This window comes from Treponema succinifaciens DSM 2489, assembly GCF_000195275.1.
GTDB classification, from domain to species: Bacteria; Spirochaetota; Spirochaetia; order Treponematales; family Treponemataceae; genus Treponema_D; species Treponema_D succinifaciens.
Map to the genome: position 1 here is coordinate 114,876 of NC_015385.1, position 12,313 is coordinate 127,188.

Annotated in this window: 12 protein-coding genes and 1 tRNA gene; 2 read left to right on the plus strand and 11 right to left on the minus strand. The window is 35.9% G+C overall.

Going from position 1 to position 12,313, the window contains the following annotated elements; all coding sequences use genetic code 11:
* Positions 1-50: 50 nt before the first annotated feature.
* Positions 51-1,274 carry an IS110 family RNA-guided transposase gene (locus TRESU_RS00550; protein ID WP_245535679.1) on the plus strand — a complete coding sequence of 408 codons (1,224 nt, stop codon included), beginning with the start codon at positions 51-53 and terminating at the stop codon, positions 1,272-1,274.
* A 462-nt stretch (positions 1,275-1,736) separates the two neighbouring features.
* Here the strand turns inward: TRESU_RS00550 and TRESU_RS00555 are convergent, their stop codons facing one another.
* From TRESU_RS00555 to TRESU_RS00580, 6 genes are all read right to left on the minus strand, one after another.
* Positions 1,737-2,669, minus strand: a complete 933-nt coding sequence (locus TRESU_RS00555; protein ID WP_013700386.1) for a PD-(D/E)XK motif protein — start codon at positions 2,667-2,669, stop codon at positions 1,737-1,739.
* Positions 2,653-4,794: a Z1 domain-containing protein gene (locus TRESU_RS00560; protein ID WP_013700387.1), complete on the minus strand. Its 2,142-nt coding sequence runs from the start codon at positions 4,792-4,794 to the stop codon at positions 2,653-2,655. The genes TRESU_RS00555 and TRESU_RS00560 overlap by 17 nt, the downstream gene beginning before the upstream one ends.
* Positions 4,795-4,796: 2 nt before the next feature.
* Positions 4,797-6,347, minus strand: coding sequence for an ATP-binding protein (locus tag TRESU_RS00565; protein ID WP_013700388.1), 1,551 nt, complete (start codon positions 6,345-6,347; stop codon positions 4,797-4,799).
* Positions 6,347-7,747 (minus strand): DNA cytosine methyltransferase, encoded by a 1,401-nt coding sequence (locus TRESU_RS00570; protein ID WP_013700389.1) that lies wholly within the window; start codon positions 7,745-7,747, stop codon positions 6,347-6,349. The genes TRESU_RS00565 and TRESU_RS00570 overlap by 1 nt, the downstream gene beginning before the upstream one ends.
* Positions 7,748-7,909: 162 nt before the next feature.
* On the minus strand, positions 7,910-9,067 hold the full coding sequence (locus tag TRESU_RS00575) for an ISAs1 family transposase (protein WP_245535680.1): 1,158 nt from the start codon (positions 9,065-9,067) through the stop codon (positions 7,910-7,912).
* Between the two features lie 167 nt (positions 9,068-9,234).
* Positions 9,235-9,876 (minus strand): hypothetical protein, encoded by a 642-nt coding sequence (locus tag TRESU_RS00580; protein ID WP_013700391.1) that lies wholly within the window; start codon positions 9,874-9,876, stop codon positions 9,235-9,237.
* 228 nt (positions 9,877-10,104) lie between these two features.
* On the opposite strand from TRESU_RS00580, the gene TRESU_RS15275 reads away from it, so the two are divergent.
* Positions 10,105-10,272 (plus strand): hypothetical protein, encoded by a 168-nt coding sequence (locus tag TRESU_RS15275; protein WP_174255854.1) that lies wholly within the window; start codon positions 10,105-10,107, stop codon positions 10,270-10,272.
* A 62-nt stretch (positions 10,273-10,334) separates the two neighbouring features.
* On the opposite strand, the gene TRESU_RS15755 is transcribed toward TRESU_RS15275, so the two are convergent.
* The 5 genes from TRESU_RS15755 to TRESU_RS00605 form a co-directional block, all read right to left on the minus strand.
* Positions 10,335-10,463, minus strand: a complete 129-nt coding sequence (locus TRESU_RS15755) for a hypothetical protein (RefSeq protein WP_273355159.1) — start codon at positions 10,461-10,463, stop codon at positions 10,335-10,337.
* Between the two features lie 44 nt (positions 10,464-10,507).
* On the minus strand, positions 10,508-10,807 hold the full coding sequence (locus tag TRESU_RS00590; RefSeq protein WP_041612110.1) for a DUF3781 domain-containing protein: 300 nt from the start codon (positions 10,805-10,807) through the stop codon (positions 10,508-10,510).
* A 55-nt stretch (positions 10,808-10,862) separates the two neighbouring features.
* Positions 10,863-11,273: a NifB/NifX family molybdenum-iron cluster-binding protein gene (locus TRESU_RS00595; RefSeq protein ID WP_013700393.1), complete on the minus strand. Its 411-nt coding sequence runs from the start codon at positions 11,271-11,273 to the stop codon at positions 10,863-10,865.
* 154 nt (positions 11,274-11,427) lie between these two features.
* A complete protein-coding gene (locus TRESU_RS14530; RefSeq protein ID WP_013700394.1) occupies positions 11,428-12,084 on the minus strand; it encodes an MmcQ/YjbR family DNA-binding protein in 657 nt (218 codons plus the stop codon).
* Between the two features lie 82 nt (positions 12,085-12,166).
* Positions 12,167-12,240: transfer RNA gene (locus TRESU_RS00605), tRNA-Val, on the minus strand.
* Positions 12,241-12,313: the final 73 nt, after the last annotated feature.

The window sequence follows — 12,313 nt, forward strand, 5'->3', positions numbered from 1 at the left end:
AAAAGCGGCTCAGTGAGCCGTCCGCCTAACAATGAGTTAGACAATATGTAGTGCCACCAGGTTTGCAGAATCGAGGGTTCGGTCGTAAACTTGGAATAGAAAACAACAAGCATGACCTGCCTCATGCAAAAAGGAGCACTACAATGAACAATGTAACAGAGAACACAAAAGTAATCTATGTCGGAATTGACGTGCACAAGGACACAAATTCTTTCTGTGCTTATGACAGCCGTGAAGACAAATTATTCGCGGAGCACAAAAGCTCTTCCAAATTTGAAAACACGCTTCACTACCTGAAGAACCTTCAAAAATCAGTCGGGCAAGATGCAGTTTTTCTTATTGGATACGAGGCAGGTCCCACAGGATACGGACTTTGCAGAAAACTTCAAAAAGAAGACTTCGCCTGCGTCATTATCGCCCCATCGACAATAGCAAAGGCACCTGGTCAGAAAGTCAAGACAGACAGGATGGACGCCCGCCTTCTTGCAAAGACTCTCGCCTTCAAAACCTACAGCCCTGTCTGCCTTCCTTCTGAAAAACTTGAGGCGATAAAGGAATATACACGGGTCAGGACGGCAAAAATCACCATGCTCAAAAAAGCAAAGCAGAACCTCCTTTCTTTCCTGCTGCGAATGGGCTTGCCTTATCCTCAGAGCGGCCATTACTGGACGCAGGCTCACATGGCTTGGCTCAGGACGATGAACTTCGCTGACAAGTGGCTTCAGGAATCATTTGAGGAATATCACGCCGAAGTAATAACGCTCATGGACAAAGTTCAGAGAATTGAGGCGAAGATTCTGGAACTCTGCAAGGATGATGAAGTGAGGGAAAAAATTGATGCCCTGGTGTGCATCTCTGGAATCAGTTATGTCTCCGCCATTTCGATTGTCGCGGAAATCGGGGATTTTTCCCGTTTTTCAAAGGCGAAGTCCTTCGTAAGCTTTACAGGACTTTGTCCCGGCGAGGATTCAAGCGGAAACAGGGTACGGCACACGGCGATTACTAAGGCTGGGAATTCAAGAGTCAGAAGTCTTCTTGTTGAGTGTGCGGGAAGCCTTAGAATGCATTCTGTTGTCACGGCAAAATCAGTCAGGGTAAAAAGAGCGGCAGAAAAATGCGTCCGCCGCCATCGTTTCTTACGCGGACAAGTGCACGCTCAGGCTCAGAAAAAGAATGCTTTATCTTTCCCAAAAAGGGCTCCCCTACAATCTAGTAACGACGGCGGGGGCAAGGGAGCTTGCATGTTTTGTCTGGGGAATGATGAATTTTGTTGACAACAGGAAAACTGCCTTGAACAAAATTGATGAGGGGGAGCTTTCCGACATTCAAAAAACGGTCGAGGAGTTTATTGCGCAATGAAATCAAATCACCTGCGGGATGAAACTTTCGCTAAAGATATTCTGGCGAAAAATTAACTTGTATCATAACGGAAGGAATTTGTGAGCATTTAAGGAATTATCTTCGAGCGGTTTATGAGCGGGAAACTTTTTAACTTCCTATGCTCGCAGTTAGAGAGAAAGAATTCCAGGCGGACCATTGACCTGTCGGTAAACCTGATTTTCAGGCGAATCCACGTATATCAGAATGGCCATGTGCCGATCTATCGCTTTCCTTCCGTTTTTTTTTATATTTTTTCTCAAAAGGAGTTTTTTATGTTGACAAATGGCACAACATATCAAACCGCAAACCGGCTTGACCGGTTTGTCGGCTTTGAACTTCTTGTTAGGCGTTTTTCTTTACAAATTAAGAAGATGTTTTATATCTTCATTTTTGATTTTATTATAACTTAATAAATCAATTCGATATTCAATATCAGAAATATTTTCTGGCAACGTATTAAATGGATTTATTATATTGCAGTCATAAATATTTATGTCTAAAAGTTTTAACTTTTTATTAGAATAGTCTGCTGTATTAAGTCGTGATTTTTCTTTTTCTAGATTAACTATGAAATTAAAATCAGATGCTATTATATCAATATCTTTTAGTTTCTCTTCCAATTCTTTTAAACTAATGCCTGAATTGTTATTTTCAACTATGGAAATCGCCAAATAATTTGAATCGCTATTGAAAAGCTGCGAATGTTTAATTAGCACATTATTTACTGAATTAGAAGTTTTAACTTCGATATTTTTGTTTTTCACAGAAAAATCATATTTTGAATAAGTTCCTGACGTATGCCAATATGATGATAGATTAATGCTAAATTTCGTATAAAAATAATATATTAATGATAATTCACCAAACAAACCTAAAATATTTTGTTTTTTTTCTTTACCGACATTTTGAAACAAATCGACCAAGGAATTAAAAAACTCTACAAAGTTTTTTGAATCCATTAATTCTATATGTGCCAAGCATAGATTTATAAAAGATTCAAAGGCTGATATATTTTCATTAAATGAAATCTTATATTCAATAAGGTTATAAAATCCTGAATCAAAATTCTGTAAATTTTCAACCGAAAGGATGTTTGCATTTGAACGGAGATGTAAATACTCTGTTTCAAGGGAATTTTTCACAACTGAATCATTATTTTTCACCATATAAATAAGTTTTTTATTATTGACAAAAAATCCTGCACTATCAGAACATTTTTCAATTAAATAAAGTTTATTATCTATTGGAGCGTCATTTATTGCATCTGTAATTTTATTCAACAAACTCATCTTCTTCTCCTTTTGTAAAATAAACTTTTTCTTTTGGAACATAGATAGCGAACATATATTGAATTAAGGATGTGTCATAATTATTCTTATCATTTCCCGGAGCAACATTATACAATTGTATATTAACTTTATTCTCATCTATTAAGACAAATCTATCGCCTAAAAATGCAGATTTATCTTTATTGAGACTGCTAGCTCCCTGCTGCAGAGGCTTGATTCTCGGCTCATTTTTGTAAAGAGAACGGAATCTAGGAGACTCTTTTTTTATGTCACCTATCTGAATTAATACAACTTCATCTGTATCAAGTAATTTTAACAAGGCATCCTTTTGAAATGGCTCATATTCAAATACATTTTTAACAGCTTTTACAATATCCTTCATGGACTCTGCCTTTAAAAGAGTGTAATATCCAGTAATTTGACCAACTTGACTTCCATTTTTTGTTTCTTTCCAATTTGAATTATTTATCAAATTATCAATTATTGCGGCATTTTCCTTTATTATAGAGCGGTCTTCAACAATAAAACGCTGAATAACCCAACGTTTCTTAAACTTAATTTTTTGGAACTTTGCCTTATTCGGGCTTGTAGGTCTTAATATCGTATTTTCGCCAGATATGATAATATCATCTATACTCATTTTACCGACTTCAATATCTGCAAATTGTTCCCACAAATCCTCATCGATTTCTGCAAGATTCGTAAATTCCTGTGCAATAGGTGAACTTGTAAAGATTTTACATAAATGGAAATACTTGCTTCTGTAACCAAACCATCTTGCGCGCTGGAGAGTGGTATCCATATTCCCAGATTTTTTTGCCCATCGAGTAAAATAAGTTGTAATTAAATTATCAAACGTTAAACCACGCTGCAATAAATCTCCACCAATAAAAATCTTTTGCGTAAATAATTGCGGATTTGCCTGGGTTTCTTTCCCTTCTGAATTCTGTAAAATCAACTTAATAGATTTTACTATCTTAGGGATAACATCATTGATTGAGTCGAATGTGTCAGGCTCTGAAAAATATTTATCAAAAGTTGATTTGAACTCATTTAGAAATTCAAATTTATTTTCATCATTATTTTTGAATGACAATTGCATTTGGTCGATGTAAGAATCTATCTGATTATATACTCGTTTATGTTCAGCTTTTTCCTTGGCCGTATGAACAATCATATCAGAATAAGTTCTAGTTTTGCTTTCAAGAAGCAGTTTCATTGCAGAAGTGATAATAAAATAGTTTATTGCTTCACGCAAAGAATTGGAGATTGTTGTTGTATCAAACGAATCATCATCGTCAATAATTTGTATAGAATTATTGTCACTCAAATGATATTGCAAAGCACCATCATAACCAATTGCTGGACTTATAAGCCATATAGATGCTGGCCGTAATTCGCTCCATTTGTCTAAAAAGATATTAGCTTGTGGTGTTGCAGTTACTGAAAGATAAAGAGGATTATTTAGTAAATTTTTTATTTTCTTTATCTCTGCATACGTTGCGGAAGCATCATTTTGTTTGTCTTTTTTTGTATTTAAGCTTGCCTGGTCTCCTTCGTCATCGATAACAAAAGATTTTAAGCGATTTTTATCCAACTGCGATAAAAAGTTATTTACAATTTTCATTGCAGGTGGACGCTTCATAGAAATCAGGATAATAGGCTTTTTTAGCTCAATAAAGTCATTTATAATATCTTCCGTCAGATTTGTTATATCTTCTTTTTCTTCTGTTGAAAAAATTGCCGGACTATCACTTTCATATGTTACGGTATCTTCTGCATCAAAAGTTTTCTTAAATCTTTTTGTAGTTTGCCCCAATAGTTTTGAATCATAACCGCCGTAAATGACTAAGAAATTATATCCATTATCAAAAGCTAATGCGGAAAACAGTTCCAAATTTGATGTTTTTCCAGACTGTACTTTACCGACTAACAAGGAGTTGTGATTTGTATTTTCAGAAAGCTGCCCTTTTATTTTCTGAAATATTTTGATTACATTAGCTGCTATATTATCAGCACCATTCTTGCCATAGCTATTTATGTGCTTATTATGAATTCTTTGATAATATTTTCCATCAATGATTACTGGTTCAAGTTTCTCGTCAGCAAATTCATATTGTTCCATAATTATTCACCTACCACTGATAAGAAGTCATTCAGAAAATTTCTAATAGATGTTGACGGAATCTTTCCATCTGAACCAGCCAATTTAGCTTTCTTTTCAGCTGCCATAAATGCAATGACAAACTTTTCTATTATAGGTTGAAAGTCAGGATTCTTTGAAAAAGGCTTGAAGAACTGATGATTTATATTTATATAAAGTTCCACCAAATCATCGGTGTCAGTCTTTACATCTATCCAATTTGTTGAATCGGCTTGTTTCCATGAGATTCTAAAAACAGTTTTTTGAATCTGATTCATTTGTATTGGATATTCTCTAACTGATTCGCTTAATTTTTCTTCTTTATTTGATTCAACTATATATTCATCAAATAACTCTTGCTCAGGAGTTTTAGTTTGTGAAGAGGATAAATTGATATGACCGGTATTAATTGCAGATATTTTTTTTGCATAGGGCTGTACTTTTTCCAAAGTGTTGTTCGAAGTTTCTTCGGAAAGAACATTTTCATCGTTACGTTCTTGAACTGTTTTTGAAGCTAAAGATATAATATTCTTTATTCTAGGTTTTAGCGATTTCAAAAATTCATCTTCAAGACCGTTATCCCAAACAAAACCGTCTTTTGCCTGATTTACAGGGAAATCATCTAGATCAATTTCACCATATAATTTATGTGATATTGTGCTTTGAGCCTCACCAAAAATTTCTGTAGGTTTATAATTTTGTCCTTCACCACCAATGATTACTCTATTTCGCCTAAACAATGCAAAGCCGGCATTTGTAAAGCCACTTTTTCCTCCCGCTTTTCTGTCTTTTAAAATACCAACAAAACCTTTGACTTTATAGGCTTTCTTTTTAAACTCAAAGGTGAAGTCGATATTTTTCTTCCATACTTCACCTTTATATGAAAGTGGTTCATAGGGAGTAAACGACAGTTGTTTTGAATTATTTCCGGTTATAAACTCTATAGTAACTTTTCCACTTTCCAAATCACGACGATACATACTTTCTAGCAAAGTACAAATCTTGTCACGAGTTTTTGATGATATTTGCTTTGTAAGATTTTTTATATGGACAGTTGTACCATGTTCTGATTTGGGACAGTTGCTTTTTTGAATTTTTACAGAATTAATTTTCTGTTCACGTAACAAAGGTATATTTACTTCGGTATAATATTTATTTTCGGAATCAAGTTGAGTTGTTTCTACGCTCCATATCTCACCAAACCAAGATGCAGCAGTCTTTAACCCCATTCCAAATTCATTTCGGGTATCAGGATGGTCTGATTTTGAATCAAGTTTTACAGCCCTTTTAAAATCTTCAATTTCCATGCCATAAGCATCATCTGTTATGATAAGTTCATTCTCATTTTGAAGATATTTTATTTGTACGTGAACTTGTCCTATTTTTTCTTTCTTTAATTTTGCCTCATTTGAAAAAAATGACTGTGTTGAATTATCCACAAATTCAGCAATGGCATACCAAGCCTTGTAGCTTAATCGTGAGAACACGCCCAAAATGCCAGCTTCTGGTCTTATATCCAATTCTTCATTTGCCATTATCTTATCTCCAAAAGATTTTCTGCAATTCGTCTTACGACATCAACATTTACCGCATTTCCAAAAGCCTTGAATGCCTCGGAAATTGTATTCGGTACATTTTTAAGTTCTTCCATGCCTTGTAGTTTTGCGGCTTCTTTTTTTGTCATGTATCGTCCTTGCTTTCCGTCTGGTGTTGTTATCCAAGGGAAAATAGGAATTTGAGTTGTTGTAAGAACAAGTGCTGGTGAGTATGTTGGAAGTTTTACACGAATTCCAGACGGCCTAAACTGTATTATTTTGTTATCAAGAATTGGTTTTGCATTTTTATCGATTCCACAGTTCCACTCAAATTTTTGATGACTGTTTTCAAAGCCTGGTTTTTGAATCTTTGGTAACCAAGAATCTAATATATCCTTGTGCTCATTATAAAATTCCCTGTTCCATTTTATAAAGTTCTTTTTCCAAACAGGAAATTCTTCATTAGGCTTCATAACAGTTTGGGCATATATGGGAAGTTGCAAACGCATATCATCAGCAGAATTACCTTGCAGGACAACACCAAATTTTCCGCGTCTTCCTTCAAGAGTTTTTCTTTTCTGACGACAAGGCGGAGTTTTTTCATATTCATAATCAGCTCCCCATTCCATAGCCCAAATTGGAAAAGAGGGAATTGAGATTTTGTTTTTAGTAAGTAAATCAAGAAACTCTTGCCAGGCTTTTAAATGTACACGCGTTTGTTCTCGTAATGATAGAAAATCATCGTCACTTTCATCTATGACAGATTTAATGTTACATTCAACTTTTTCTTCATGCGGAGGAAATTTAAAATCCTTTAGACCGCCCTTTGATTTTAAGCGACCTACTATATAGATACGCTTCCTATGTTGAGGTATTCCAAAATTATGAGGGGAGATAATATCGCATTTGACATCATACAACTTTTCTAGATTTGTTCTTATAACTTCCCAAGTATTTCCATTGTCATGTGTTTGAAGATTTTGGACATTTTCAAGCAAAATATATTCAGGTGTTTTATCCTTTAATATATCCATAATTTTCCAAAAGAGATTGCCTCTATCTTTTTCATCATTGAATCCCTGTTGTTTTCCAGCTTTTGAAAATGGCTGACAAGGGAATCCTGCACAAAGCATATCAAACTTTTTTGGAATATCTTTATCAATATCGACTTTGTTTATATCCCCAAAGCAGTCAATACCATAGTTTTCCTTGTAAAGAATTCTCAAATCTTCCTTTAATTCGCTTGCAAAAACGCATTTACCACCTAGTTTTTGCATTGCTAAATGAAAGCCTCCAAGACCAGCAAATAAATCTATAAATGAAAACTGATGTTTATCTTGATAATTTAAAGGAGCGTTTAAAGTGACATCTTTTTTAGTTTTTCTTTCTCCAACACTCATTATTCTATATCTCTTCTATAATAAAATAGAAATTAATATCTGCTAAAAATTCACCTTTTAATATAGCACAAAAAACGCTCCTTTTCTATATCAAAGGAACTCTTTGGCAGGGCAAACGCATGTAAAAACACTTTCTGATAAAATTACAGAAAGTGTGAAATTTTAAAGGAGCCTTAAAACCGTTTGGCGGAACTGGCGGTTTTCCCGAAACCAGATCGTGCGCTTGCTTAAACTGTCCTGTTTTTTATTCTCCGGTTTTTCTGCTTGGCGTAAGATATTTAATGCAAGCCGGCGCATAACTGTCATGTTTTCCGGACTATGATCCTTTCGGTGCCTTTTGTAGTCCTCATTGAAAGTCATATCAAGACACCAGTGAAGGCGGTTTTCAATTCCCCAGTGTAGTCGAATTGATTTTTTCACAAGTTCAATGTTATCAAGTGAAGTTAGAAAAAACCTGATGTCTGTGAAAGTTTTTCCATTTACAGTCCGTTCTTCCCGTGCCATGGCAACAGCCTTAAGTCCCGGCCACTCATCTTTATTCTCCAGCCACGACAGGTTCGTGCAGAGGTAATACTGCCTGTTTTCAATTCGTCCATGGTCAGGATTACATTCCTTTTCGCTTTTTATAACTCCGTATTTTGCAAGCTCCTTTTCATCCATAGAGAAAAAGTCTTTTACGGCTTCGTGTGTCGTGCTTTGATCTCCTTTCAAAGAAAGAACATAGTCTGCTTTTTTTTCCTTAATTTTCTCGCAGATTTTTTTCTGGCAGCCCATTGCATCGATTGTGATTATCATTCCCCTTATATCAATCAGTTCCAGAAGCTCAGGAATTGCAGTGATTTCATTTGACTTTTCATCTGTCTTTACCTGCCCAAGAATGAGGGACAGTTCATCTGCCCATGCACTTACAATGTGAATTCCCTTTGCTCCCGTGACCTTGTTTGAGCCGCACATCGTCTTTCCGTCGATGGCAACAATTGTTCTGTCCGGTTCAATTTTTACTTTTTCGTAAATTCCATGAGCCCACTTTATAAAAACTTTCTCGATTTTATCTGCGTTCACATTTCTGAAAACCCGGAGAATTGTGTCGGCACTTGGCGGACCGAACTCAAACTTCACCAGCCCCTTGATGGACTCTTCCGCTTCCTCCGCCCATTCAGCTATGTGCTCAATGTCCTTGATGCCGCTTAGCAGCCCGAACAAAACCAGCAGGAAAATATCAGCCAGTTCAAACTTCCTGCACCTTTTTACTCTAAAATCGTCTATTTCTTCCAGACTTTCTCTTAAAAGCATAATTCCACCCAAGGGGAATTTTACCATTTTGTGCATTTTTTAAATAGTAGTTTAGAGATTTAAAACAAAAAATTTTTACATGCGTTTGCCCTGAACTCTTTGGCAAAAGTCAAAATTCTCACTGAGAATTTTTTAAAAGTCAGTGAGAATTTTTAAAAACTTACTGACTTTTTGACCAAAACTCACTGAGAATTTCAGCTTCTGTAATACTTACTCCATGTCTGATTTACAGTTTCCTTGAATATTGTAAATGAAGAGTGATAATGGTCATTATGGATTAAATAAAAATTCTTTTTATCCAAGTAGGTATCGCGAAGTTTATTAAAGTGCCCCGCCGATTTCAATTTTTCAAATCTTTTATAAACTTTCTTGCTTTTAGGAATTTTATCCCAGTGATATGAGTTTTCATCTGCTTTCTTGTTATGAATTAATCTGCAAAAGTCTCCGTCTTTGTTTTTCGCTAATATAGCGACATCAAAGCTGAACTGCAATTTTCCACCAAATACAAGACGAGATGTAATTGCCGATGTTGAATCTTGGCAATTTCGAAAAACAGGCTCATTTTCAACAGTGATCTTATTCAAAAATGACATTATGTAATTCTTCAGTTCTTGTGGATTTAACTGCGAAATTGACACATTTAGAAATTCAATGTTATAGTCGAGGTCAAAAGATTCATTTTCATTTCTTGTAACAAGATTTTTCATCCCGCTACCGACAAGATAGAAATCAACTTCGTAGCCTTTGTTTTTCAAATCTTGTTTCAGTTGATTTAATTTATCAGAACAAAAAATTCTGAATCTTCGGCTTTCGTTTTTGGGTACATAAGAATACATAGCAACTCCAATAAATAAAAATATGCCCCAAACCTACCATTCAAGATTAGCACTCAAATCCTTATAGAATATTCTATTTAATGAAAAAAGTCTAGAATCTATTTATGTTCAAATTTTCAGTCAAAAGAATCCTTTCAGGTACGGAAAGTTCCTGGACACTCAGATTTTTTTATAAATACTCATTGACTATTTTTTTACCTATTCATAATGCGTCCACATTCTGAGGATATGGACGATTTTTTTCAGTCTGAAAAACTTCATAGACTAGTCTGTGCTGAATATTTATTCGGCGGGAAAAAATCCGGTCAGGTCGCCGATGAGTTTTTCGTAAGGTGGAGGATTCTGGAATGGGTTGATTTTCAGGATTTCAATGAGATTTATCACGTTCTGCTTTAAATTTGACTGTTCAATCTTTTTGGTGTTTTTTACTGCCTGTTTGGAATATTTTATTGTCTACATTACCAGCCGATGTCCTCAACGTTGTCTTCAAGTGACTCTTTGCTAGCTTCGATGATGGATTTCTTCATTCCCGGAACAGAGCACAGATAAAGCGTTTCCTGAGTTGCAGTTGCTGTGATTATTGACATAAAATATCTCCATGTTTAGAACGTGCATATTTTCGTACGTTTAGTCAAGAATGTTTTTTTCCCTTATGCGCTGTAATCACCGTGTAGCTGTGCGCGTTCACCGTGATTGTGCGGCCGTCTGTTTTTATGTACCAGTTTTTTCCCTGACGGAAGATTTTATTGGCGGATTTTCCATCGTTTTCGCCAGATTTTTCATTTTCAATGTTTTTTGCCGCGGAAAGAATTGTGTTTTTGCACCAACCAATAACATCATCGGTCATAAGTCCAAGATTCCGTTTTATGCGGACAACGCCGAGTTCCGTTGTGTGAAGTTTTTCAAGATTTTCTAAAAGTTCGCTTGTCATTTTTGTTGTCTTGTATGGAAAAATCATGTTGCCGCGAAAAAATGCCAGATAGACTTTATTTTACCGGCGTAAAAACTGGTTGTTCTGTATGCGTGTTTTCTGGATGTCCGTGGTTGTGTTCTCCGTGGTGATGGTCGCACTTTGCATCCGGATTGTCTTTTAGTGTTCCTGCCAGAAACTCTTTTACCGCATCGTCCGGATTTCCTGTGATTCCTGCAATCTGTTTGAGGCCGGCATTGTTCAATGCGTCGATTGCTCCCTGGCCGCGGTTTCCCAAAATCAAAATTTCGATTCCAAGATTTTTAAGATATGTCGCCAGGTCGTGGTGTCCGAAGCCTCCGTTGTCAATAACTTTTGAATCGGCTATTTTTCCGTTTTCTATCGTGTAAACCTTGAAATTCTGTGTTTTTCCAAAATGCTGAAAAATAGAATCTGTTGAAATATCGTAAGTCGCCGCAATTTTCATTTTTGCCTCCGAAAACTGGTGTGGCTGTAAGCCGTAAATCAGTTTGAATTAAGATAAAATTTTATTCTTCTTATTATATCAAGATTGGCGGATAAAACAAAGTCAACATGAAAATCCGGAATGTTTTGAGAATATGCGCAGAATGAAAAAAAGTTTATTTTTTTGAGTTTACAAGTTCAAAACTTTGTTCTGTCAGCGCGCAGAGTTTTTCCCAGTCGGCCGCTTCTGTCAAAAGCACTGTAATCCAGTATTTTTTGTTCATGTGCCACGCCGGAAAAACCGTGATTTTGTCTGTGATTTCTGGAATTATTTTGGGGTTGGCTTTCAGGTTTACGGCAAAAACCTCTTCATCGCCAGAGAGCCCGAGCCGGGAAAATTTTATCTTGATAATAAGGGCGAACCATTTTTTGTTTTTGCAGCGGAACACTGTGTTTTCAGGCGTATCTGACCATGGATTGTCGCCTTTGCAGCCAAATTTATTTTGAATAAAGTCCATGTATTTTTTCTTTGTGTCCGAAGTCTTGCAGCATTGGGAGCGGAAAAGTTCAATAATTTTACGAACCTGGTTTCTTATTTCGCCTACAAAACTTCCGTTTGCATTTTCCACATCGAACAGAACGTAACGCTCATCTGAGCCGGATTCAAAAACTTTAGCGGTAAGAAAGTTGCCTTTCAGTTCGATTATTGAATAAAAATCGCCGTTCAGAATGTTTTTTCTGCAAAAATAAGAGCCGTTTTTTTCTTCAAAGCCAAATTCCGCAAGTTTTTCCGGCAAAACTTTTGATGTTTTCAGAATGTATGAATAATCCATTTTATGCTCTTTTTGGAAGAAATATAATAAGTCAAATATCGAGTTCTGATAAAAACAGCCATTTTTTCTGGCAGCGGGAAACTGCGCGGCTTTGGAATCGAACCAAAGACCCCAAGCGTGTCATGCTTGTACTCTAACCAACTGAGCTAGTCGCGCAAAATATGTGTGTATAATAACAAAACTTTTGCCCAGCGTCTACCCATTTACATTGCAATTGAAACTTCACTTT